The sequence below is a fragment of the Streptomyces sp. CB02414 genome (assembly GCF_001905385.1).
Taxonomy (GTDB): domain Bacteria; phylum Actinomycetota; class Actinomycetes; order Streptomycetales; family Streptomycetaceae; genus Streptomyces.
Window position 1 is genome coordinate 535002 of the sequence record NZ_LIPF01000001.1, and the last position, 21727, is coordinate 556728.

Consider the following 21727-nt stretch of genomic DNA (forward strand, 5'->3'; position numbering starts at 1 on the left):
GTCCCTGCTGCCATCGGAGCCGGTCACGGGGTTTTGCCGGTGCGGCGCGTCCCCGGCGCCCGGAACCTCCCGCCGACCGCGAGACGTTTCCCCGGTGCGCCCGGTACGGTCGGGCAGTCCTCGTCAGTCCCGCACCCGCCGAACAGTCCAGGGAGCCCCATGACCACCGCCCACCTCCGCCGGAGCGACCGGCGGATCAGTCCCGTCTTCCTCGGGATCGTCGCCGTCACCGCGGTCACGGGCTGGGCCACCTGGACCGGGTTCGCGGAGCAGCCGGGCGTGGCCGTGTTCCTGTTCGTGACGGGCGCCTGGGTCGTGTCGCTGTGCCTGCACGAGTACGCGCACGCGCGCACCGCCCTGCACAGCGGGGACATCTCGGTCGGCGCGAAGGGCTACCTCACGCTGAACCCGGTAAAGTACACGCACGCCCTGCTGAGCATCGTGCTGCCGGTGCTGTTCGTGATCATGGGCGGGATCGGTCTGCCGGGCGGTGCCGTCTTCATCGAGCGCGGGCGGATCCGGGGCCGCTGGCGGCACAGCCTGATTTCGGCGGCCGGCCCGCTGACGAACGTGCTGTTCGCGATCGTCTGCACGGCGCCATTCTGGCTGGACGCGCTGGACGGCGTGCCGCGCGACTTCCGGATCGCGCTGGCCTTCCTCGCGCTGCTCCAGGTCACGGCGGCGATCCTGAACTTCCTGCCGGTGCCGGGCCTGGACGGCTACGGGGTGATCGAGCCGTGGCTGTCGTACAACGTGCGGCGGCAGGTGGAGCCGCTGGCGCCGTTCGGGCTGCTGATCGTGTTCGCGCTGCTGTGGATCCCGGCGGTCAACGGCGTGTTCTTCGACGCGATCGACGCGATCCTGCGCTCCCTCGGGATCGGCGAGATCGACACCTACTGCGGCTTCGAGCTGTACCGCTTCTGGCAGACGGACGAGCTGTGCGCGGTCAGCCCGTGACGGAGGCGGCGCGCCGGGCGTCCCGGCCCCGCTTCACGTAGTACCAGCACATGTTGGACGACACACCGGACAGCAGCACCCACACGACGCCGATCACGACGCTGCCCTGCACGAAGGAGACGACGGCGGCGGCCACCGCGAGGACGCAGACGGCCAGGGCGTAGAGGGCGAGGCGGGGCATGGGGCGGGCTCCTGTCGGGGGACACGTGCGGGTACTGCGCCGGCGCGGCCGGCACCCACCAGTGTCCCCCATCGCCTCACACGTCCGTGACGCGGAGCCCGGCGTGTGCCTTGTAGCGGCGGTTGACGGAGATCAGGTTGGCGACGAGCGACTCGACCTGGTGGGCGTTGCGCAGCCGCCCGGCGAAGACGCCGCGCATGCCGGCGATGCGCCCGGCGAGGGCCTGGACGATCTCCACGTCGGCGCGGGCCTCGCCGAGCACCATCACGTCGGTGTCGATCTCGTCGATGGCGGGGTCCTGGAGGAGGACCGCCGACAGGTGGTGGAAGGCGGCGGTGACCCGGCTGTCCGGCAGCAGCGCGGCGGCCTGTTCGGCGGCGCTGCCCTCCTCGGGCTTGAGCGCGTAGGCGCCCTTCTTGTCGAAGCCGAGCGGGTTGACGCAGTCGACGACGAGCTTGCCGGCCAGTTCCGCGCGCAGGGACTCGAGTGTCTTCCCGTGGCCGTCCCACGGCACGGCGACGATCACGACGTCGCTGCGGCGGGCGGTCTCGGCGTTGTCGGCGCCCTCGACGCCGTGCCCGATCTCCTCGGCGGCGGCCTCGGCACGCTCGGCGGCGCGCGAGCCGACGATCACCTTCTGGCCCGCCTTGGCGAGGCGGTAGGCGAGGCCCTTGCCCTGGGGGCCGGTGCCACCGAGTACGCCGACGACCAGCCCGGAGACGTCGGGCAGGTCCCAGGGGTCCTTGGCGGGGGCCTTCTGTGCAGCACTGTCGGTAGAGGTCATGGGCCGACCCTACGTCCGTCCCGGCCGCCGCACGGGCTGAGGTCCCACCCGGCGCCGGAGACCGGCGCACCGGTCACCCGGCCGCCCCCGGCCGTCCCCGGACCGGGCGAACCGGGAGCGAACACCGGGTACCGGGGCGTCGGTTGCGGCAGGATGCGGGCGCATGGACGCCGTACGGGTCGCGCTGCTGCGGGAAGTGCTCGCCGGGACCGAGTGGCTGGGGGCCACCCGGAGGTTCGCGGGGGCGCTCAGGGGGTCGGTGGTGCCGCACGGGGGCGGGCTGCTGCTGGTCGGCACCGCCGGGTACGAGCCGTGGCACCTGGCGGCGCACCTGGTGGACGAGGCAGCCTGGTCCGGGACGCCGGAGCTGGCCCCCACCCTCGTACGGCACGACGCCCGCCCCTCGGACCCGGCGCACCTGGCCGTCGGCCTCGGCCGGCTGGCGGCGGCCCGGCGCGGGGAGACGCTGCTCGTGGTGACGCCCGACGACCCCGGCGCCCCGCTCCTGGAACGGGTGCACGACGCCCGCCGGGCCGGCGTCACGGTGCTGGCGCTGGGCAGCGGGGAGCGGGAGCTGACGGCCATGGCGCACGAGACGCTGACCGTGCCGGACGGCGCCGAGCTGGACCTGGACACGGTGCAGCACCTGGTCAGCGCGGCGGCCGGCGAGAACGCGGTACCGCCCCCGCGCGGCCCGCGCCGCTTCCGCGACCGCCTGTCCCGCCTGGCCGACCACCTGACGGCGCCGCCGCCGTCGCGCTGGTGACGGCCGGCACCGGGGTGTCCTCGGGACGGCCGGTCAGTCCTCGTCCGGCCGGCCGGCCGGGGCGTCGTGCCACTTCGGGTCGTTCTCCCACTCGAGGTTGCGCTCGCGGGCCGTCCGCATCGCGTGCTCGGCCTCGGTGCGGGAGGCGTACGGTCCGAAGCGGTCCTTTCCCGGGCAGTCCGGGCCCTCCTCGACCTTCTGGTGCTCCAGGCAGTAGTACCACTCGCCCGGTTTTCCGACCGTGCGCTTCTTGAACAGGGCCATGACCGGCTCCTTTCGCCAGGGACATGGTCTCGTATGCCCGCTGGTTAGACTCGCTGTCATGTCTTCTGGCCAGTCGCTGCTCGTACCTGGGGAGCTCTCTCCCACCCGTTCCGTACCCGGAAACATCCGGCGGCCCGAGTATGTCGGCAAGCCCGCGCCGACGCCGTACACCGGCCCGGAGGTGCAGACGCCCGAGACGATCGAGGCGATGCGCGTGGCCGGGCGGATCGCGGCGCGGGCCATGGAGGAGGCCGCGAAGCTCATCGCGCCCGGCGTGACCACGGACGAGCTGGACCGGGTGGCGCACGCGTACATGTGCGACCACGGCGCCTACCCGTCGACCCTGGGCTACCGCGGCTTCCCCAAGTCCCTGTGCAGCTCGGTCAACGAGGTCATCTGCCACGGCATCCCGGACTCGACGGTGCTGCGCGACGGCGACATCGTGAACCTGGACGTGACGGCGTACATCGGCGGCGTGCACGGCGACAACAACGCGACGTACCTGGTCGGCGACGTGGACGAGGAGAGCCGGCTGCTGGTCGAGCGGACCCGGGAGTCGCTGGCCCGCGCGATCAAGGCGGTCCGGCCGGGCCGGCAGATCAACATCATCGGCCGGGTCATCGAGTCGTACGCGAAGCGGTTCGGGTACGGGGTGGTGCGGGACTTCACCGGGCACGGGATCAACTCGTCGTTCCACTCGGGGCTCATCGTCCCGCACTACGACAGCCCGCACGCCACCACCGTCATCCAGCCCGGGATGACCTTCACGATCGAGCCGATGCTGACGCTCGGGACCCACGAGTACGACATGTGGGACGACGGCTGGACGGTCGTGACGAAGGACCGCAAGCGGACGGCGCAGTTCGAGCACACCCTGGTGGTGACCGACTCCGGCGCCGAGATCCTGACCCTTCCGTAGCCTCCCTGCACCCTCCACGGCCCGCTCTCCTCGGAGAGCGGGCCGTTTCGCGTCCCAGTGGGTACGCTTTTACCGACAGGCCGTCGGCAAGCTATTGACTTAGGTAAGCCTAACCATAGAAAATCATGCTCATGGACTCCTTCTCGACGCTCATCCGCACCGCCTCCCACGAGCAGCACGTGGAGGCGGAGACCTCGACGTTCATGAGCGACCTGCTGGGCGGGCGGCTCGGCGTCGACGCCTACGCGCGCTACACCGAGCAGCTGTGGTTCGTCTACGAGGCCCTGGAGGCCGGGGCGGGCCGGCTGGCGTCGGACCCGGTGGCCGGGCCGTTCGTCCGGCCTGAGCTGATGCGGCTGGCCTCCCTGGAGCGGGACCTGGCGCACCTGCGGGGCCCGGAGTGGCGCGCGGGGATGACCGCCCTGCCCCCGACCGAGGAGTACGCGGCCCGGGTCCGCGAGTGCGCCGGGAGCTGGCCGGCGGGGTACGTCGCCCACCACTACACCCGCTACCTCGGCGACCTGTCCGGCGGCCAGATCATCCGCGACAAGGCGGAGCGGACGTGGGGCTTCGCCAGGAAGGGCGACGGGGTCCGGTTCTACGTCTTCGAGGAGATCACCAACCCGGCCGCCTTCAAGCGCGAGTACCGGGAGCTGCTGGACGGCATCCGTGCGGACGACCTGGAGAAGCAGCGGGTCGTCGCCGAGTGCAAGCGGGCCTTCGCGCTGAACACGGGGGTCTTCCGGGCGCTGGGCGAGGAGTTCCCGCTCACCGCGTGAGCGACGCCGGCGCCCCCGCGGACGTGCCGGTCCCCCTCGGCCGCCTGGGCGGAGGGGGACCGGAAGCGAACGGCTCTGCGGCTCAGTTGTCGATGTCGTAGTCGTCGCTGCGGCAGTTGATGCCGCCGTAGGTCACGTCGCTGCCGGTGATCTCCGTGGAGACACTGCCGAAGTACGGGCTGCAGGTGGCGTCCTCGTCACCGTGCAGGGAGCCGTCGAAGGCGGTGGCCGTCGCGACGCCGCCGGCGGTCATGGCGGCGGTCAGCAGGACGGTGGCGAGCGCGGAGCGGATGCGCATGGATTTCCTCTCACAGGTGGACTTGAGGGAACGGTCACGCGAGAGGTAACCCCTCCCGCCCGCGCGCACACGCTGTTCCACCCGTACGGCGGCGCCTGTCACCGCTCCAGACGCACCCGTCCGCCGATCTCCACCCAGCCCTCGGGCTGCGGCGCGGTCAGGATCTGCGAACCGGCCCCCTGGGTGATGTTCAGGGCCCGGCCCAGCCGCTCGGTCAGCAGCAGCGCCGCCGCGCCCGTCGCCTCGTCCTCGTCGATGCCGTCGTCGCGACCCGGAAACGCACGCGCCCGCACCCGCCCGGCCGGCTCGTCCTCCCACGCCCAGGCGTAGAGCCACTCCCCCGGCGGCGGCACGGCCAGGTCGTCGACCTCGGCGGCGGAGGCGTACTGGCGCAGAGTGCGCGGCGGGGCCCACTCGGGGCGCGCCTCGATCCAGCTGAACTCGCCGTCCAGCCGGGCGCCCACCATCCCGGCCGGGGTGACGAGTTCGGGTACGTCGAGCAGCCAGGCCGTGCCGACGCAGGGATGTCCGGCGAACGGCAGCCGCAGGGTGGGCGTGTAGATGTCGACGACGCCGCGCTCGGGGTCGTCGACGAACACGGTCTCGCTGAAACCGAGTTTCGCGGCGAGCTCCTGCCGTCCGGCGGGGTCGGGCAGCACGGAACCGTCCCGGACCACGCCGAGCTCGTTGCCGTATCCGCCGTTCGGCGCGCAGAAGACGCGCAGTACGTCGTAGTCGGTCACCGGAGCATTCAAGCATCGCGCGCGGGCCGGGGCGGCCGCGGACGTCCAGGACCAGGGGTCCCGGTGTCCGTTCCCTCGCCGCCCGTCGCATGCGGACGGTACCGAGGGTGGGCCGCCCCGGCCCGCAACGCCTTTCCGTTCCTGCCTCCTGCCTTCTGCCGCCTGCCGCCTGCCGCCTGCCGCTACGCCTGCGTGCGCCGCTTGCGTGCCGCGAACACCGCGCCCGCGCCGATCGCGACGGCGACGCCGGCCGCGCCCGCGAGGGCCGGGCCCGGGATGTCCGAGCCGGTGGAGGCGAGGCTGCCGCTGCCGATGGCCGAGCCGCCCGTGGTGGAACCGGTGCCGCCGATGGTGGTCCCGGTGCCGCCGGCCGTCGAGCCCGTGCCGCCGCCGGTGCCACCGGTGGTGCCCGAACCGCCGCTGCCGCCCGTGCCGCCGCCCGACGGGAGCCGCGCGTCCTCGCTCAGCGCCACCGACAGGTCGACGGCGTCGAGGGCGGTGCCGGCGGTGTAGAAGTCGCCGAAGGCCTTCGCGCCGGCCTCGGTGAGCGTGGCGGCGACGCCGTCGACCGTGATGACGTCGTTCCGGGCGGTGAGGTCGGCGGACTTCGCCTTGAGATCGGCCAGGACGACACCCCTGGTCTGCGTGCCGAGGCTGTTCACGTCGGCGGTCAGCTTGCCGGTGCCGCCGTCGAGGGTGGCCTCGATGTTGCTCAGGGTCAGGTCGAGGCCGTAGGTGCCGTTCGTCTCGTGGCCCTTGAAGTTGACGGCGCCCTGGAAGGCGGCGGTCAGCTTGCCGGCGTCGGTGTCGTAGGTGCCGGTGGCGTCCTTGAAGGTGAAGGCGCCGTTGCCGGCCGCCTGGACGGCGCCGCCGGAGACGGTGACCTTCCCCTTGGCGACGGGACCGGTGACGTAGGAGCGGAAGGACTGCTTCACGCCCCAGCCGAGGGTGCCGTCGGCTATCTCGCCCTTGGCGGGAGCCTGCGTGGCGGAGGCGGACGGGGACGGGCCGGTGCCGTTCGTCCTCGACGGCGTCGGGTCCGGTGCCGGGGTCTCGGTCTTCGGCGGCGCGGTGGACGTGGTCTCGGTGGCCGACGGGGACGGCTCCGGCGACTGGGGCTCCTCGGTGGGGGACGGGGAGGCGGGCGGCGTGGTCGGCGTCTTCTCGACCACCGTCAGCGGGTCGCCCGCGGCGCCCGCGTAACCCGGGCTGCCGAGGAACTCCCCGGCCTCAGCCGTGAGGGTGGTCGCCATCTCCTTCATGTCGCGGGTCACGGCGACGGTGGCGAGGGGGACGTCGTCGCCCTCCGTGGTCTCGGGGGCGCCCTGGGAGGTGTCGACCTTCTTCACGTCGGCGGTGATCTCACCGGCCTTGCTGTCGAAGCGCACGTCGGTGAGGGTCACCTCGAAGCCGTGCGCCTCGGACGCGCTCACCAGGCCGCCCTTGAAGGCGAGTTCCACGGTGTGGCCGGTGGTGTCGTAGGTGCCGGCGCCGTCGACGAAGGTGAAGGCGCCGTTGCCGGCGGCCTGCGAGGCGCCGTCCGCCGTGGTGAAGCCGCCGAACATTCCCACGTAGGTGCGGTACGACTGCTTGATGCCCCAGGTCAGTTCGTAGTCCTTGAGGGGCATCTCGGCGGCCGAGGCGGTGGTCGTACCGACCGTGGCCAGCGCGGTCGCGCCGAGTGCGGCGGCCGTGGCCACGGCGGCGGCGAGTGCGGTGGAGCGGCGTCGTCTGACGGGCATGCTCGGTTCTCCTTGGGTGGCGGGCCGCCGGTGGGCGGCCGGTGTCGTCGGGTCAGCCGTGGTCCGCGTCCGAGGGGGACGCGGCGGGCCGGGCGCGGCGCCTGCGGACGGCGACGGCCACGAGGGCCGCGGCCACCAGCAGCAGGGCACCGGCCGTGAGGGAGACGGGGAGTGCGGGGAAGTCACCGTTGTCGCCGTTGTCACCGTCGCCGGCGGCGCCGGCGACGGGTTCGGCGGCGGGATTGTCCGGCCCGGTGGTCTTCTCCGGCTGCGGGCTCGCGCTCGCCGTCGGCGCGCTGCCCAGGTCGGGCAGGGCGGGCAGCTCGGCGTCGGCGGTGAGGGCGACGGCGAGGGACACCGGGTCCATCTCGGTGCCCGCCTGGTAGATGCCGCCGAAGGCCTCGGCGCCGCGCGCGGTGAGCTTCGCGGGGGCCTCGGTGACCTTCACCAGGCCGTCGGCGGGCTTCAGGTCCCCGGCGGTGAAGGTGACCAGGGGCACTTTCCGGCCGTTCAGGTCCGGGCTCTTCACGTCGGCGTAGAGCGTGCCCTCGCCGCCTTGGACCTCGGCCCGTACGCCGCTCAGGCTCAGGTCGAGGCCGTGCGCGCCGGTGAAGCGGACCGCGCCGTCGAAGGCCGCGGTGAGGGCGCCGTTCTCGTACGTGCCCTCGCCGCCGGGGAAGCGGAAGAGGGCGCCGCCGTCCTGGGCGCCCGCGGTCAGGGCCCACGTGCCGTCGGCGATGTCGCCGGTGACATACTCGCGGAAGGTGCGGCGCACGCCCCAGTCGACGGCGCCGTCCTCGATGGCGCCGTCTGGAGTCCGCCTGCTCTCCGGTGACTCGGCGGGCGTGCTCGACGGCTGCTTCTCCTGCCGCTGCCGGGCCGCCGCCTGCACGTCGGCGGACAGGCTCACCGGGTCCAGCGCGGTGCCGGCGGTGTAGTACCCGGCGAAGGACCGGGCGCCCTCGGCGGTGAGGGTGGCGGGCAGGTTGTTGAGGGCCACGGTGCTGCCGCCGCCTCGCATGTCGATGCCGCCGAGGGAGAGTGCGGCGAAGGGCACCTGACGGGACGTCGTGACCGTCCCGGTGTCCTTCGCCTTGCTGGTGACGTCCACGTAGAGCGTGCCGGTGGAGCCGGCGATGCTCACGGTGGGACGGCTGAGGGTGAGGTCGAGCTGGTGGGTGCCCGTGCCGGTGCGGTGGCCGAGGAAGTGGACGCCGCCGGAGAAGGCGGCGCGGAAGGCGCCGGTGTCGCCGTCGTAGGTGCCGGCCGCCGAGTGGAAGCGGAATGTGCTGCCGCCGACGGTGGCGGCTCCCCCGCTCAGGGAGTAACCGCCCTTCGCGACGGGCCCGGTGACGTAGCGCTGGAACGACGACTTGATGCCCCAGTCCAGCCGTCCGCCCCGCACGGTCCGGCTCTCGGCGTGCGCGGCGGCGGCGGGGAGCAGGGCCGAGAGAACCGCCGCGCACAACACGGTGACCAGGACGCGAAGACGGGCGGGCATGCGAAGTCCTCCGGATCGGGGGGCCGGTAGCGAACGAAGGTAAGGCTAACCTAAGCTCTAGTCGACTGATACTGGCGGTCGACGGAAAGGACGGACGGAACCGTGCGACGCTTGCGAAACCGACTGGCGGGAGCACTGCTGTCCGTGCTCGCCCTGACCCTGACCGCGACCGGATGCGGAGGTTCTTCCGAGGCCTCGTCCGGCACCGGGCCGGGGGCCGCTTCGGCGGCAGGGCCCGTCACCGACCGGGTGGAACCGCTCGCGGAGAGACCCGAGCCCAGACTCCCCGTGACCGTCCGCTCCGCCGACGGCGAGCAGGTGGAGGTCGAGCGGGCCGAACGGATCGTCCCCCTCTCCGGCAGCCTCAGCGAGATCGTGTTCACGCTCGGGCTCGGCGACCGGGTCGTCGCCCGGGACGTCACCGCCACCTTCGAACAGGCGGCGCAGCTCCCCGTGGTCACCCGGGGCCACGACGTCTCCGCCGAGAGCGTGCTGTCCCTGAAGCCGGACCTGGTGATCGCCGAGACCACCACCGGACCGGAGGAGGCCGTGGACCAGATCCGCGCCGCCGGAGTGCCGGTGCTGTTCGTGGAGGCGGCCAAGGGCCTGGACGACGTGGGCCCGCGCATCCAGGCGGTCGCCGACGCGCTCGGCGTACCGGCGGCCGGTGCGGAGCTGACCCGGCGTTCGGAGCAGCGGATCGAGGCCGTGCGAGAGGACGTCCCGCGAGGGGAGAAGCCCCGGGTCGCCTTCCTGTACCTGCGCGGCTCGGCCTCCGTGTACCTGATCGGCGGCGCGGACTCCGGTGCCGGTTCGCTGATCGAGGCGGCCGGCGCGGTGGACGCCGGGGCGGCCTCGGGCCTGGAGAAGGACTTCACCGCGATCACCAGCGAGGCACTGGTGAAGGCGGCGCCCGACGCGATCCTCGTGATGAGCAAGGGCCTGGAATCGGTCGGCGGCGTCGACGGGCTGGTCAAGATCCCCGGCATCGCCCAGACCCCGGCCGGGATGGACCGCCGTATCGTCTCCGTCGAGGACGGCGTGCTCCTCAACTACGGCCCGCGCACCGACCAGGTGCTCGAGTCGGTCGTGACCCAGCTGTACGGCGAGGACGGCGCCCGGTGACCGTACTGGACAAGCCCGCACGCCCCGAGGCGCCCGCCGCGGCGCCCCCGCCCCGCACCCGGCGCACCACCGCCTGGCTGCTGACGGCCGCCCTGACCGCCGGTCTCCTCCTCCTGGTCCCGGTCGCGGCCGGGACCGGCGCCTACCCGATCCCGGTCGCCGACGTACTGGGCTCGGTACTGCACCACACCGGCCTCGGCGGCACCGGGCTGGACCGGGTGGCCGACTCCGTGCTGTGGAACGTGCGGTTCCCGAGGATCGTGCTGGCGCTGCTGGTCGGCGCCTCGCTGGGCTGCGCGGGCGCGCTGATGCAGGGCGTGTTCGGCAACCCGCTCGCCGAGCCGGGTGTCATCGGCGTCTCCTCCGGCGCGGCGGTCGGCGCGGTCGCCGCCATCGCGTTCGGCCTGAACTTCCTCGGCAACTGGACGGTGTCCGTCTTCGCCTTCGTCTCCGGCCTGATCACCGTCCTGGTCGTCTACGCGATGTCCCGCTCGGGCGGCCGTACGGAGGTCGTGACGCTGATCCTGACCGGCATCGCGGTCAACGCCTTCGCGGGGGCGCTGATCGGCCTGTTCCTGTTCTTCGCGGACACGGCGGCGGTCAACCAGATCACCTTCTGGCAACTGGGCTCGCTCGCCCAGGCGACCTGGCCGAAGGTGCTGGCGGTGCTGCCGTGCGCGGCGCTCGGGCTCGGCGTCGCCCCGCTGTACGCCCGCCGCCTGGACCTCCTGGCCCTCGGTGAGCGTCCGGCCCGGCACCTGGGCGTGGACGTGGAGCGGCTGCGGATCGTCCTGGTCCTGGTGATCGCGCTGCTGACCGCGGCGGCGGTGAGCGTGGCCGGGGTCATCGGCTTCGTCGGCCTGGTCGTCCCGCACCTGCTGCGGATGGTGGCAGGCCCGGGGCACCGGTTCCTGATCCCGGGCAGCGCGCTGCTCGGCGCGCTGGTGCTGCTCGCCGCGGACCTGGCGGCCCGTACGGTCGCCGAGCCCGCCGAGCTGCCGCTCGGGGTACTGACGGCGCTGCTGGGCAGCCCGTTCTTCTTCTGGCTGCTGCGCCGCACCCGGCGCAGGCAAGGGGGTTGGGCATGAGGAGCACCGCGGGCACGCGGGGCACGAGGACCGCGCACGCCAGGGGGCTGCTGCGCCTCGTCCCGTCCCGTCCGGTGCCGCCACCCCCGGCCGCGCCCGGCGACGTGCTCGCCGAGGCGGAGGGCGTCCGCGTCCACCTCGGCGGCCGGCCGGTCCTGGACGGCGTGGACGTCACCGTCCGGGCGGGCGAGGTGCTCGCGCTGGTGGGCCCCAACGGCGCGGGCAAATCCACCCTGTTGGGGGCCCTGGCCGCCGACGTCCCGGCCGCCGAGGGTGTCGTACGGGTGCACGGCCGCCCGGCGACGGACTGGTCCGCGCCCGAACTCGCCCTGCGGCGGGCCGTGCTGCCCCAGTCGGCGTCGCTGTCCTTCCCGTTCCCGGTCGAGGAGGTGGTCCGGATGGGCCGGGCCCCGTGGGCGGGCACCGGCCTGGCGGACGAGGACGACGCGGCGGTGGCCGACGCGATGGGGCGCACCGAGGTCACCGGCTTCGCCGGGCGCCCGTTCTCGGCGCTCAGCGGCGGCGAGCGGGCCCGGGTGGCGCTGGCCCGGGTCCTCGCCCAACGCGCCCCGCTGCTCCTGCTGGACGAGCCGACGGCGGCGCTGGACCTGCGCCACCAGGAGCTGGTGCTGCGGCTGTGCCGGGAGCGGGCGCGGGCCGGGGACGCGGTGGCCGTCGTCCTGCACGACCTGGCGCTGGCGGCCGCGTACGCGGACCGGGTCGCGGTCCTGCGGGCCGGCCGGATCGCGGCCGACGGCCCCCCGGCGCGCGTCTTCTCCGAGGAACTGCTCTCCGAGGTCTACGACCAGCCGGTGGAGGTACTGCCGCACCCGCGCACCGGTGCCGTACTGGTCCTGCCGCGCCGCGATCCGTGAGCCGAGGTCACGGAGAGGCGGCGGTACCCGGTCCCGGCGTCCGGGCGCCACCTCGCCCCGGTAGGGTTCGCCTCCGGGAAGGGGAAGGTGAAGGAACCTGATGAGCAGGGATCGCGGCCCTCGTAGGCCCCGCAGGCTTGGCAAGCACGCGCTGGTGGCCGCCTCGGCGACCGCTTTGTCGTTGACGGCGAGCGGATGCGTGGTGGTGCACGGCGAGCGCGAGGTGCTGCCGTCGGCCACCCGGGCCGAGGCCGCGAAGGCGCTCCAGCAGTTCACCTCCGCGTACAACGCGGCCGACAAGGCGTACGACGCCTCCCTGGACGCCGAGCACACCACGGGCGCCCTCGCCGCCATCGACTCGGCGCGGCTGAAGGCGGGCCGGACCAACCACCCGGACGGCAACCCGTCGCACGCTCCGCTGGAGCTGACGGACGCCGAGTTCACCATCCCGAAGAAGGCGGGCTGGCCGCGCTGGTTCGTCGCGGACGCCAAGGGCAACAAGGGCGGCGAGGCGCACTGGCTGCTGGTGTTCACCAAGCACGGCCTGGACGAGACCTGGCAGGCGGCGTACCTGACGCTGGTCGCGCCGGACAAGGTCCCGGAGTTCAAGACGGACGCGGACGGCTGGGCCGAGGCCGTCCCCGCCGGCTCCACGGACGTGGCGATACCCCCCGCCGACCTGAGCAAGGGCTACACGACGTACCTGAAGGACGGCGGCGAGGCCTTCGGCGAAGGCGTCCACACCAGTTCCTGGCGCGAGCTGCGGCAGAAGCGGGCGACGCGCCCCGGACTGGCCACCCAGTACATCGACGAGCCGCTGACGAACGACGACTACGCGCCGCTGGCGCTGCGCACGAAGGACGGCGGGGCGGCGGTCTTCTTCAGTTCCCGCCACTACGAGAAGCAGACGGCGGCGCGGGGCGCGGCCGTGCCGACGCCGAACAAGGACGTGCTGGCGCTGACGGACGGCGAGATCAAGCAGTCGCTGACGATGGAGTTCGTCTCCAACCAGCTGGCCCTCGACCCGGCGGACGGACCGGTGACGATCCTGGGCCGGGTCCAGGGCCTGACGTCGGCGAAGGGCGAGTAGCCCCGGGCGCGGTCAGCGGCGCAGGGGCCAGACGGCGCCCGCGTGGTCGCCGTCCGCGCCGGCGTACCGGGCGCAGGCGTCGGTGAGGATCTCCAGCAGGGTCAGCGGGTCCGGCAGCGGGTGCTCGGGGCCGCGCACCCAGTGCACCGTACGGTCCTCGCCGGGCAGCCGGGCGGGCGGTACGAGCACGTAGGAGCCGCGGCAGTGCCAGCGCAGCCCCGGGTGCTCGTCCATCGTCTCGGGGTGGCAGTCCAGCTCGCAGGGCCACCACTCGTCCTCGTCCTCGGGGGTGCCGCGGGTGAGGGTGAACAGCAGCATGCGGCCGTCGTCGCTCTCGGCGACCGGACCGATCTCGACACCGGCCTCGAGGAGCCTCCGCAGCGCCTCACGACCGGCCTCCAAGGGCACGTCGAGGACGTCGTGCACCATGCCGGTCGCGGTGATGAAGTTGGCCTCCGGCTGGTGCCGGGCCCAGCGCTCGATCTGCGCGCGATCCGTCGTCGACTGGGTCTGCCAGGCGAACGACACCGGGTGCCGGGCGGGGGTGGGGCAGCCGACGCGCTCGCAGGAGCAGCGGTATCCGGCCGGGTGCGCGGCGGGCGCCAGCGGCAGTCCCGCACCGGCGGCGGCGAGCAGCAGATCCTCCCGGCCACCGTCACCGGCGGCCTCCTTGGGGCGGCGTCCGCGCAGCCACGAGGAGAGTTTGCCCTGCAGACCGCTCCGACCGCCGAACTCCGCGCTCATCAATCTCCTCGCCTCGCCGTCGTGCGCTCCAGCATGCCCTATCGTCGCACCATTGCGCGCTTCGGGGTCGGGAAGGGACAAACTTCCCTGGTCAGGCTGGATTGGCCGAAACCTTTCGATCAGCGCGGGGCGAGCCCGTGCAGGGCGTAGTCGACAAGCGTGTCGGTGTACTCGTGGGAGATCGGGGCCGTGCGCTGGAGCCAGCGCTGGGCGAGCGGGGAGACGAAGAGTTCGAGCGCGATGCGCGGGTCGAGATCCGCACGGACGTGGCCGGCGTCCTGGGCCGCGCGCAGCCGGTCGACGAACAGCTGGAGCGACGGGTCCAGGAGCTCGGTGAGGAACGTCCGCCCGAGCTGCTCGTTGACCACGCCCTCCGCGGCGAGGGCACGGTAGGGAGCCTCGAACCCGGGATCGCACAGTTCGTCGACGGTGGCACGCAGCACGCTCTTCAGGTCGGCGGCGAGGTCGCCGGTGTCGGGGATGCCCACGCCCTGCTCCCCTGCCTCCTGCACGGCCCGGTCGCCGAGGTCGAGGAAGGCCTCCAGCAGGACGTCCGCCTTGGAGGACCACCAGCGGTAGATCGTCTGCTTGCCGACGCCGGCACGGGCGGCGATGCCCTCGATCGTGGTCCTCGGGTAGCCGACCTCGGCGACCAGCGCGAGGGCCGCGTCGTAGATGGCACGGCGGGACCGCTGACTGCGGCGGCTGACGTCGGGGTGCGGCTTGTCGGGCGGGGCGGGGGTGGATTTCTCGTCGGCCATGGCTCGAACTTATCAGGTTGACAAGACGGTTCGTCTCGCCAGACAGTGGACCGTGACACAAACGAGACGAGCCGTATCGTCACGTTGACTTGCCGTCCGAGGAGAGGGAGCCCCATGACCCGAGGTGGAGCCGGAAGCATGCTGGGCGTCGGCGGCACCCGCCGCAAGCTCGGCCGCGACGCACTGCGCGGCGGCGACCGCAGCGGCCGGAACAGCGGTGGCCCGGACCCGCTGGCCGAGAAGCGGGAACTGCTGCGCAAGCTCCAGGAGCGCCGACGCGAACAACGACAACAGGAGGAGGCCACCGACGAGAAGACCTCATGACGAGCCACGCGGCGCTCATCCCGGCCCCAGGCCCGTCGCGCCCGCCAGGAACACCAGGGTGCCGGGCCGGGCCGGCCGGCACAGCTCACGAGTTGGCCTCCCCCGACGGCCAGGCATCGCCCCAGTCCGCGTCACGGGCCGCCTTGTACAGGTCGCCGTGGCGCTTGGTGACCGTCCGCCGGCGCAACTGCTCGTCGGGCTCGCACAGGTCGATCAGCACCTGACCCTTGCGGATCTGCGGACGCCGGACCACCCGGGACGGCGCGGGCTCGACGGGGAACCGGGCGGCCGCGACGTAGCTGAACTTCTCGTCCTCGTAGGCGAGGGAGCCGCCCTTGACCTGCCGGTGCAGGCTGGACCGGCTGACCCGCGCCGCGAAGTGGCACCAGTCCGTGCCGGGCACGATGGGGCAGGCGGCGCTGTGCGGACAGGGCGCGGCGACCCGGAACCCGGCGGCGACCAGCCGGTCGCGGGCCTCGATCACCCGGGCGTACCCGTCCGGCGTACCGGCCTCCACGATCACGACGGCCTGCGCGGCCGAGGCGGCGGCGTCGACGAGGGCGGCTCGGTCGGGGCCGGTCAGCTCGTTGAGCACGTAGGAGACGGTGACCAGGTCGGTGCCCGCCACGTCGAGCGCCGCTCCGATGCGGGCGCGCTGCCAGCGGACGTCACCCAGTTCCGGCAGGGCAGCGGCGATCTCCCGGCCGAGGGCGAGCGCGGGTTCGGCCCAGTCGAGCACGGTCACCGGTCGGGCGCCGGGCCAGGTGTCGTTGACGGCCCAGGTCGCGGCGCCGGTCCCGCCGCCCACGTCGGTGTGGCTGCCGGGCACCCACCCGGGCACGGCGTCCGCGAACGCCGCGAGCGCGGAGCGTACGGCGGCGAAGGTGGCGGGCATGCGGTAGGCGGCGTAGGCGACGACGTCCGCGCGGTCGCGCAGGATCGGGGCGTCGGTCGGGGTGGCCCCGCGGTAGTTGGCGATCAGCCGCTCCACGGCCTGCGCGGCCTGGCGGGGCGGCAGCCCGTCGACCAGCTCGGCGAGGGCGGCACGCAGGGTTTCGGCGGGGTCGTTCACTCGGCGAATTGTATGGGGCGGGGTGCCTGCGGCGTGGGGGTGGCTGCCGGGGGGGGTGCGCAACCCGGCGCGGCGGGGTGCCGCTGCGCCCACCCGTGCCGCCCTGGGGGTACCTCCCAGGCCGTTCAGGCACTGGGGGAGGCACGACTGCCCGCAGCAGGGGCGGGGCGGCGGGAGAGCCGCGTACGGCGGGAAGGAGACGTGTCGGGGGGTGTCCGCCCCCAGCGGTTGGCGCGTCCGCGCCCCGCACCTTTTCAAGTGACCGATTCCGCGCCGTTCCGAGGACGGACACCCCCCGGCGCGGCCCCGACCCACCACCGAACCACCCGCGCTACCCGCACCCCCACCGAACCCGCACAGGCCGCCGCAGGCACCCACCCCGCTCAACCGCCGGAGGCAACCCGTACGGCCCGAGCCACCCGAGTCCCCACCCCCGCCCGAGGCCCGTTGTCCGGTGCCCGCCGCCGCGGGTGGACCGTGTTGGCCAGCAGGATCGCGAACGTGTCCGTCGCCCGGTCGAGCACCAGCATCGTCCCCGTGAACCCGGTGTGCCCGGCCGCCCCCCGCCCCGCCAGCTCCCCCATGAACCACGGCTGGTCGAGGGCGAATCCCAGCCCCGGCCCGGTCAGCAGCAGCTCCACGAAGTCCGGCCCGAGGATCCGCGCCGGCCCGTACGAGCCCCCCGCCAGCAGCGCCCGGCAGAACACCGACAGGTCCCGCGCCGTCGAGAACAGCCCCGCATGGCCCGCCACCCCGCCCAGCGCCCACGCGTTCTCGTCGTGCACGACGCCCCGCAGCATCCCCCGGTCCGCCTTGGCCCACGGCCGCCGCTGGTCCTCCGTGGCCGCCGCCCCCGGGCACGGCCCGAACCGCGTCGCCGTCATGCCCAGTGGCCGGGTGATCCCGTCGCGGACGAGGACGTCGAGCGTCCGCCCGGTGATGCGCTCCAGGACCTGCTGGAGGAGCAGCATGTTCAGGTCGGAGTAGCAGTACGTCCCCGGCACCCCCACCGGCGGCTCCGCCCGCAGCCTCCGCAGCCGCTCCTCCCCGTCGGCGCAGTCGTACAGCGGCAGCTCCGGCCGCAGCCCCGACGTGTGCGTGAGGAGCTGCCGCACCGTGATCCCGTGCACCGCCGCCGCCCGGAAGTCCGGCAGGTACGCCCCGACCCGCGCGTCGATGCCGAGCGTGCCCCGCTCGATCTGCTGCACGGCGGCGACGGCGGTGAACACCTTCGTCAGGGAGGCCAGATCGAACGGCGTACCGGCGGTCATCGGCACCCGCGCCCCCTCGGCCAGCTCCACGCCCGCGTCGGCGCGCGCGTCGTAGGCCGAGTAGCGCACGGCCCACCCCGCCGCCTCCTCGACTGCGAGGACCGGCCCGCGCCCCACGGCGACGACGGCCCCCGCCGCCCAGGGCCGCTCCCCGACCGTAAGACCGTGCACCTCTTCCACGACAAGGCGGAGCTGCTCGGGGTCGAGCCCGGCCCGCTCCGGGGTGCCGTGACGCAGTCTCGGGGTGCTCAGCTCTCTTCTCCCTCCGCGGGACGACGGCACATACCGGCGAAGAAGGCGAGCGCCACCACCGCCGCGACGAGCTGCACCACGGCCATCGGCAGGGCGGTGTCCTCGCCCGCGATCCCGACCAGCGGCGAGGCGATGGCACCGATGAGGAAGGAGGACGTGCCGAGCAGCGCCGAGGCGGAGCCGGCCGACTTCTTGACCCGCATCAGCGCCAGCGCCTGGGTGTTGGGCAGGCTGATGCCCATCGCCGACATCAGCACGAACAGCGCGGCGGCGACCGGCACGAGCCCGACCTCGCCGAAGACGCCGAGGGACATCAGCAACAGGGCGGTCGCGGCGGCGATGACGATGAGGAGCCCGAGGACCAGCACCCGGTCCAGCCGCACCCGCCCGACGAGGATCTTGCCGTTGATCTGCCCCACCACGACCAGCCCGATCGAGTTGAGCCCGAACAGCAGGCTGAACGTCTGCGGCGAGGCCCCGTAGATCTCCTGGATGACGAACGGCGACGCGGAGATGTACGCGAACAGCGAGGCGAAGGCGAATCCGCCGGCGAGCATGTACCCGGTGAAGGCCCGGTCGGCGAGCAGCCCCCGCATGGCGCGCAGCGTGTCGCCGACCCCGCCCTCGTGCCGCTCCCCCTCCGGCAGCGTCTCGGGGAGCTTGGCCCACACGACGACGCCCAGCGCCACCCCCACCACCGTGAGCACGACGAAGACGCCCCGCCAGTCCGTCACCCGCAGGATCTGCCCGCCGATGAGCGGCGCGACGACGGGCGCGACCCCGGAGATCAGCATGAGGGTGGAGAAGAAGCGGGCCATGGCGACACCGTCGTAGAGGTCGCGTACGACGGCCCGGGCGATGACGATCGCGGCGGCCCCCGCGAGGCCCTGCGCCAGCCGGAAGGCGACCAGCAGTTCCACGGTGGGCGCGAGCGCGCACAGCGCGGTGGCGACGACGTAGACGGCGAGGCCGGTCAGCAGGGGACGCCGCCGCCCCCACTTGTCGCTCATCGGCCCGACCACGAGCTGCCCGAGCGCCATGCCGGCCAGGCAGGCGGTGAGCGTGAGCTGCACGGTGGCGGCGGGCGCGCCCAGGGCCCGGGTGACCTCCGGGAGCGCGGGGAGGTACATGTCCATCGCCAGCGGCGGCGTCGCGGTCAGCCCGCCGAGGAGCAGCGTGACGAGCAGCCCGGCACGGCGGGCCCCGCGGACGTCCCCGACGTCGCCGGCGTGCGGCGCTTCCGTGCGTGGGGTGATGGTCGGTTGTGGCGGTGTGTGCGGTATGGACGGCCCGCGCTCGGGCATGTGCCCCTCCCTCTTCGACAGATCCGGCACCTATGCTCTCAGCTCGTACGGTCTTGAACGAACACGGAACGAACAGACTCGAACGACCTGAGCGAGGGTGGGGCAGGGTGTCAGCGGTGACCGGGCAGAAGGTGCGCTGGGGGATTCTGGCGACCGGTGGGATGGCGGCGACGTTCACGGCGGATCTGGTCGATCTGCCGGACGCGGAGGTCGTGGCGGTGGCCTCGCGGACCGAGGCGTCGGCGAAAGCGTTCGCGGAGCGGTTCGGGATACCGCGGGCGTACGGCGACTGGGAGGCCCTCGCCCGGGACGAGGACGTGGACGTGGTGTACGTCGCCACGCCGCACTCCGCGCACCGCGCGGCGGCCGGCCTGTGCCTGGAGGCGGGCCGCAACGTGCTGTGCGAGAAGCCGTTCACGCTGAACGCGCGCGAGGCGTCGGAACTGGTCGCGCTCGCCCGCGCGAACGACCGCTTCCTGATGGAAGCGATGTGGATGTACTGCAACCCGCTGGTGCGGCGCCTGAAGGCGCTGGTCGACGACGGCGCGATCGGCGAGGTCCGCAGCGTCCAGGCGGACTTCGGGCTCGCCGGCCCCTTCCCTCCCAGCCACCGGCTGCGCGACCCGGCGCAGGGCGGCGGCGCGCTGCTCGACCTGGGCGTGTACCCGGTGTCGTTCGCGCAGTTGCTGCTCGGCGAGCCGTCGGACGTCGCCGCGCGGGCGGTGCTCTCCGAGGAGGGCGTGGACCTCCAGACGGGCGCCCTGCTCTCCTACGACAGCGGCGCGCTGGCCTCCGTGCACTGCTCCATCACCGGCGGCACGCCCAACTCCGCCTCGGTCACCGGGTCCCGGGGCCGCGTCGACGTGCCGTACGGCTTCTTCTTCCCGGACCACTTCGTGCTGCACCGCGACGGCAAGGAGCCCGAGGAGTTCCGGGCCGACCCGGCCGACGGGCCCCGGGCCAGCCTGGGGCACGAGGCCCGGGAGGTGATGCGGGCCCTGCGTGCCGGTGAGACCGAGTCCCCGCTGGTCCCGCTGGACGGCACGCTGGCCGTGATGCGGACGCTCGACGCGATCCGGGACCGCGTCGGCGTCCGCTACCCGGGAGAGACGGAGGCGCCGGTCGTCACGCCGGCTTGAGCCCCTGCTCCCCCACCTCCGTCACGAAGGACGCGGCGGTCGTGAGCGGCGCCCCCTCGGTGGTGACGTGGGAGACCGTCTTGAAGTCGGCGCGCGCCAGCTCGCGGCCGAGCGAGACGGTCGTGTAGCCGCGCAGCCCGCTGTAGAACTTCAGGTGCGGGTTGGCGGCCATGAGGGTGTCCCAGTTGGACGGCTTCTCGGAGCCGTCGCGCCCGCTGGTGACGGAGGTGGTGACGATCTCGGTGCCCAGGGTGCGGGAGCCGGGGTCGTCGAAGTCGCGCTTGATGTCGAAGCCGTAGTGGACGTGCACGTCGCCGGTGAGGACCATCAGGTTCTCGACGCCGGCGGCCTGCGCGCCGGCCAGCACCCGCTCGCGGGAGGCCGGGTAGCCGTCCCAGGAGTCCATGGAGACCTTGGACGGGGTGCTGGTCGAGTTGAACCGCTGCGAGAAGGTGACCTGCTGGGGCACCACGTTCCACAGGGCGTCGGACCGGTGCCAGCCGTTGATCAGCCAGCGTTCCTGGGCGTCGCCGGTCAGGGTGCGGCCCGGGTCCTCGGACTCGGGCCCGGGGAACTGCCAGCCGTCCCCGTACGCCTGGTTGGAGCGGTACTGGCGGGTGTCGAGCACGTCGAACTGGGCGAGCCGGCCCCAGTGCAGGCGGCGGTACAGCTTCAGGTCCGCCCCGTCGGGGAGCTGGGGCCGGCGCAGCGGCATGTTCTCCCAGTACGCCCGGTAGGCGGCGGCCCGCCGGATCAGGAACTCCTCCGGCGGCACGCTGTTCTCGGGCGTCTGGCCGGCGTAGTTGTTCTCGGTCTCGTGGTCGTCCCAGGTGACGACGAAGGGGTGCGCGGCGTGCGCGGCCCTGAGGTCGGGGTCGGACTTGTAGAGGGCGTACCGCAGGCGGTAGTCCTCCAGCGTCACCGTCTCGCGGTGGAAGAGGTCCGGCAGGGTGCCCGCGGGGTAGGCGCGGGAGCCCGCGCTGGAGTTGACGGCGTACTCGTACAGGTAGTCGCCGAGGTGGAGGACGACGTCCACGTCCTCCTGCGCCAGGTGCCGGTACGCGGTGTAGTGGCCCTGGTCGTAACGCTGGCAGGAGACCACGCCGAAGGTGAGCTCGGAGGCCCGGCTGCGCGGGGCGGGCGCGGTGCGGGTGCGGCCGGCCGGGCTGACGTACCGTCCGGCGCGGAAGCGGTAGTGGTAGACGTGGCCGGGGGCGAGGTGGTCGACCTCGACGTGCACGGTGTGGTGGAACTCGGGGTGCGCGGTGGCCCGGCCCCGTCTGACCACGCGGCGGAAGCGTTCGTCGAGCGCCAGCTCCCAGCTCACGTCGATCCGTTTCGCGGGCAGTCCGCTGTCGGCCTGGTACGGGACCGGGGCCAGGCGCGTCCACAGCAGGACGGAGCCGGGCTGCGGGTCGCCGGAGGCGACGCCGAGGGTGAAGGGGTCGTCGGTGAGCTGCGCCGCGTCGAGTTCGGCGGCGCTCGCGGTGCCGGCGGCCGGCAGGTTGACGGAGAAGGCGAGCGCCGCGGCGGCGCCGGTGACGGTCAGGAAGCGGCGGCGGCCCAGCTGCCGGGCGGCGGCGCGGAGTTCGGGGGCGTGCGAGGGCCCGTCGGTCCGGACCTGGTGGTTCGCGGGTGTCATCCGTTCCTCCCCTTGCGGTGGTTGCAGGGGGCATTCGAATGGCCGGGGACGACCCTGGCTTGGCGCGGACATGGCGAACCCATGTCGGACGGATGAGTTCCGCATG

The 21727-nt window shown here is 73.5% G+C and carries 23 protein-coding genes; 10 read left to right on the plus strand and 13 right to left on the minus strand.

Annotation, left to right across the window (positions count from 1 at the left end):
- Window positions 1-159 precede the first annotated feature (159 nt).
- Window positions 160-957, plus strand: a complete 798-nt coding sequence (locus tag AMK11_RS02465) for a site-2 protease family protein (protein WP_073722432.1) — start codon at window positions 160-162, stop codon at window positions 955-957.
- Here AMK11_RS02465 and AMK11_RS02470 read toward each other — a convergent pair.
- A complete protein-coding gene (locus AMK11_RS02470; protein ID WP_073722434.1) occupies window positions 947-1138 on the minus strand; it encodes a hypothetical protein in 192 nt (63 codons plus the stop codon). The genes AMK11_RS02465 and AMK11_RS02470 overlap by 11 nt on opposite strands.
- Before the next feature lie 76 nt (window positions 1139-1214).
- A complete protein-coding gene (gene npdG, locus AMK11_RS02475; protein WP_073722436.1) occupies window positions 1215-1922 on the minus strand; it encodes an NADPH-dependent F420 reductase in 708 nt (235 codons plus the stop codon).
- 163 nt (window positions 1923-2085) lie between these two features.
- Here npdG and AMK11_RS02480 point away from each other — a divergent pair, with 163 nt between their 5' ends.
- On the plus strand, window positions 2086-2688 hold the full coding sequence (locus AMK11_RS02480) for a hypothetical protein (RefSeq protein WP_073722438.1): 603 nt from the start codon (window positions 2086-2088) through the stop codon (window positions 2686-2688).
- Window positions 2689-2721: 33 nt separating this feature from the next.
- Here the strand turns inward: AMK11_RS02480 and AMK11_RS02485 are convergent, their stop codons facing one another.
- On the minus strand, window positions 2722-2952 hold the full coding sequence (locus AMK11_RS02485) for a hypothetical protein (protein WP_073722440.1): 231 nt from the start codon (window positions 2950-2952) through the stop codon (window positions 2722-2724).
- Between the two features lie 58 nt (window positions 2953-3010).
- Here AMK11_RS02485 and map point away from each other — a divergent pair, with 58 nt between their 5' ends.
- Together map and AMK11_RS02495 are read left to right on the plus strand one after the other, a co-directional pair.
- Window positions 3011-3871, plus strand: coding sequence for a type I methionyl aminopeptidase (map, locus tag AMK11_RS02490; RefSeq protein WP_073722442.1), 861 nt, complete (start codon window positions 3011-3013; stop codon window positions 3869-3871).
- A gap of 131 nt (window positions 3872-4002) precedes the next feature.
- On the plus strand, window positions 4003-4650 hold the full coding sequence (locus AMK11_RS02495) for a biliverdin-producing heme oxygenase (protein ID WP_073723882.1): 648 nt from the start codon (window positions 4003-4005) through the stop codon (window positions 4648-4650).
- A gap of 82 nt (window positions 4651-4732) precedes the next feature.
- On the opposite strand, the gene AMK11_RS02500 is transcribed toward AMK11_RS02495, so the two are convergent.
- From AMK11_RS02500 to AMK11_RS02515, 4 genes are all read right to left on the minus strand, one after another.
- Complete coding sequence (locus tag AMK11_RS02500; protein WP_073722444.1) at window positions 4733-4948, minus strand: hypothetical protein; 216 nt, start codon at window positions 4946-4948, stop codon at window positions 4733-4735.
- Window positions 4949-5046: 98 nt separating this feature from the next.
- Window positions 5047-5691, minus strand: a complete 645-nt coding sequence (locus tag AMK11_RS02505; protein ID WP_073722446.1) for a PhzF family phenazine biosynthesis protein — start codon at window positions 5689-5691, stop codon at window positions 5047-5049.
- Between the two features lie 182 nt (window positions 5692-5873).
- Window positions 5874-7433 carry an HtaA domain-containing protein gene (locus AMK11_RS02510; protein WP_073722448.1) on the minus strand — a complete coding sequence of 520 codons (1560 nt, stop codon included), beginning with the start codon at window positions 7431-7433 and terminating at the stop codon, window positions 5874-5876.
- Between the two features lie 52 nt (window positions 7434-7485).
- Entirely contained in the window at window positions 7486-8934 is a 1449-nt protein-coding gene (locus tag AMK11_RS02515; protein ID WP_073722450.1) for an HtaA domain-containing protein, read from the minus strand.
- A gap of 102 nt (window positions 8935-9036) precedes the next feature.
- On the opposite strand from AMK11_RS02515, the gene AMK11_RS02520 reads away from it, so the two are divergent.
- From AMK11_RS02520 to AMK11_RS02535, 4 genes are all read left to right on the plus strand, one after another.
- The gene (locus AMK11_RS02520; protein ID WP_073722452.1) at window positions 9037-10059 is read left to right on the plus strand and encodes a heme/hemin ABC transporter substrate-binding protein; all 1023 of its coding nucleotides are present in this window, start codon (window positions 9037-9039) and stop codon (window positions 10057-10059) included.
- A complete protein-coding gene (locus AMK11_RS02525) occupies window positions 10056-11147 on the plus strand; it encodes a FecCD family ABC transporter permease (RefSeq protein WP_073722454.1) in 1092 nt (363 codons plus the stop codon). Before AMK11_RS02520 ends, AMK11_RS02525 begins: the two co-directional genes overlap by 4 nt.
- Entirely contained in the window at window positions 11144-12022 is an 879-nt protein-coding gene (locus AMK11_RS02530; RefSeq protein WP_079187174.1) for a heme ABC transporter ATP-binding protein, read from the plus strand. The genes AMK11_RS02525 and AMK11_RS02530 overlap by 4 nt, the downstream gene beginning before the upstream one ends.
- A gap of 100 nt (window positions 12023-12122) precedes the next feature.
- The gene (locus AMK11_RS02535) at window positions 12123-13112 is read left to right on the plus strand and encodes a hypothetical protein (protein ID WP_073722456.1); all 990 of its coding nucleotides are present in this window, start codon (window positions 12123-12125) and stop codon (window positions 13110-13112) included.
- A gap of 12 nt (window positions 13113-13124) precedes the next feature.
- Here AMK11_RS02535 and AMK11_RS02540 read toward each other — a convergent pair whose 3' ends face one another.
- Together AMK11_RS02540 and AMK11_RS02545 are read right to left on the minus strand one after the other, a co-directional pair.
- Complete coding sequence (locus AMK11_RS02540; RefSeq protein ID WP_073722458.1) at window positions 13125-13856, minus strand: bifunctional DNA primase/polymerase; 732 nt, start codon at window positions 13854-13856, stop codon at window positions 13125-13127.
- Between the two features lie 119 nt (window positions 13857-13975).
- Window positions 13976-14617 carry a TetR/AcrR family transcriptional regulator gene (locus AMK11_RS02545; protein WP_073722460.1) on the minus strand — a complete coding sequence of 214 codons (642 nt, stop codon included), beginning with the start codon at window positions 14615-14617 and terminating at the stop codon, window positions 13976-13978.
- 114 nt (window positions 14618-14731) lie between these two features.
- Here AMK11_RS02545 and AMK11_RS02550 point away from each other — a divergent pair, with 114 nt between their 5' ends.
- Window positions 14732-14941, plus strand: a complete 210-nt coding sequence (locus tag AMK11_RS02550; RefSeq protein ID WP_198941284.1) for a DUF6243 family protein — start codon at window positions 14732-14734, stop codon at window positions 14939-14941.
- Window positions 14942-15026: 85 nt separating this feature from the next.
- Here AMK11_RS02550 and AMK11_RS02555 read toward each other — a convergent pair whose 3' ends face one another.
- From AMK11_RS02555 to AMK11_RS02565, 3 genes are all read right to left on the minus strand, one after another.
- Window positions 15027-16013 carry a small ribosomal subunit Rsm22 family protein gene (locus AMK11_RS02555; protein WP_073722464.1) on the minus strand — a complete coding sequence of 329 codons (987 nt, stop codon included), beginning with the start codon at window positions 16011-16013 and terminating at the stop codon, window positions 15027-15029.
- A gap of 383 nt (window positions 16014-16396) precedes the next feature.
- Window positions 16397-17566, minus strand: a complete 1170-nt coding sequence (locus AMK11_RS02560) for a serine hydrolase domain-containing protein (protein WP_198941285.1) — start codon at window positions 17564-17566, stop codon at window positions 16397-16399.
- Entirely contained in the window at window positions 17533-18840 is a 1308-nt protein-coding gene (locus AMK11_RS02565) for a multidrug effflux MFS transporter (RefSeq protein WP_073722466.1), read from the minus strand. Before AMK11_RS02565 ends, AMK11_RS02560 begins: the two co-directional genes overlap by 34 nt.
- A gap of 116 nt (window positions 18841-18956) precedes the next feature.
- Between AMK11_RS02565 and AMK11_RS02570 the strand changes: the two genes are divergently transcribed.
- Window positions 18957-19979, plus strand: coding sequence for a Gfo/Idh/MocA family protein (locus AMK11_RS02570; RefSeq protein ID WP_073722468.1), 1023 nt, complete (start codon window positions 18957-18959; stop codon window positions 19977-19979).
- Here the strand turns inward: AMK11_RS02570 and AMK11_RS02575 are convergent.
- Window positions 19966-21621, minus strand: coding sequence for an alkaline phosphatase D family protein (locus tag AMK11_RS02575; RefSeq protein WP_073722470.1), 1656 nt, complete (start codon window positions 21619-21621; stop codon window positions 19966-19968). The genes AMK11_RS02570 and AMK11_RS02575 overlap by 14 nt on opposite strands.
- Window positions 21622-21727 lie beyond the last annotated feature (106 nt).

Bases quoted from the DNA above. Each gene is read 5' to 3' on its own strand.
- AMK11_RS02465 (WP_073722432.1), top strand. From the start codon at position 160: ATGACCACCGCCCACCTCCGCCGGAGCGACCGGCGGATCAGTCCCGTC.
- AMK11_RS02470 (WP_073722434.1), bottom strand. From the start codon at position 1,138: ATGCCCCGCCTCGCCCTCTACGCCCTGGCCGTCTGCGTCCTCGCGGTG.
- npdG (WP_073722436.1), bottom strand. From the start codon at position 1,922: ATGACCTCTACCGACAGTGCTGCACAGAAGGCCCCCGCCAAGGACCCC.
- AMK11_RS02480 (WP_073722438.1), top strand. From the start codon at position 2,086: ATGGACGCCGTACGGGTCGCGCTGCTGCGGGAAGTGCTCGCCGGGACC.
- AMK11_RS02485 (WP_073722440.1), bottom strand. From the start codon at position 2,952: ATGGCCCTGTTCAAGAAGCGCACGGTCGGAAAACCGGGCGAGTGGTAC.
- map (WP_073722442.1), top strand. From the start codon at position 3,011: ATGTCTTCTGGCCAGTCGCTGCTCGTACCTGGGGAGCTCTCTCCCACC.
- AMK11_RS02495 (WP_073723882.1), top strand. From the start codon at position 4,003: ATGGACTCCTTCTCGACGCTCATCCGCACCGCCTCCCACGAGCAGCAC.
- AMK11_RS02500 (WP_073722444.1), bottom strand. From the start codon at position 4,948: ATGCGCATCCGCTCCGCGCTCGCCACCGTCCTGCTGACCGCCGCCATG.
- AMK11_RS02510 (WP_073722448.1), bottom strand. From the start codon at position 7,433: ATGCCCGTCAGACGACGCCGCTCCACCGCACTCGCCGCCGCCGTGGCC.
- AMK11_RS02515 (WP_073722450.1), bottom strand. From the start codon at position 8,934: ATGCCCGCCCGTCTTCGCGTCCTGGTCACCGTGTTGTGCGCGGCGGTT.
- AMK11_RS02530 (WP_079187174.1), top strand. From the start codon at position 11,144: ATGAGGAGCACCGCGGGCACGCGGGGCACGAGGACCGCGCACGCCAGG.
- AMK11_RS02535 (WP_073722456.1), top strand. From the start codon at position 12,123: ATGAGCAGGGATCGCGGCCCTCGTAGGCCCCGCAGGCTTGGCAAGCAC.
- AMK11_RS02540 (WP_073722458.1), bottom strand. From the start codon at position 13,856: ATGAGCGCGGAGTTCGGCGGTCGGAGCGGTCTGCAGGGCAAACTCTCC.
- AMK11_RS02545 (WP_073722460.1), bottom strand. From the start codon at position 14,617: ATGGCCGACGAGAAATCCACCCCCGCCCCGCCCGACAAGCCGCACCCC.
- AMK11_RS02550 (WP_198941284.1), top strand. From the start codon at position 14,732: ATGACCCGAGGTGGAGCCGGAAGCATGCTGGGCGTCGGCGGCACCCGC.
- AMK11_RS02565 (WP_073722466.1), bottom strand. From the start codon at position 18,840: ATGCCCGAGCGCGGGCCGTCCATACCGCACACACCGCCACAACCGACC.
- AMK11_RS02575 (WP_073722470.1), bottom strand. From the start codon at position 21,621: ATGACACCCGCGAACCACCAGGTCCGGACCGACGGGCCCTCGCACGCC.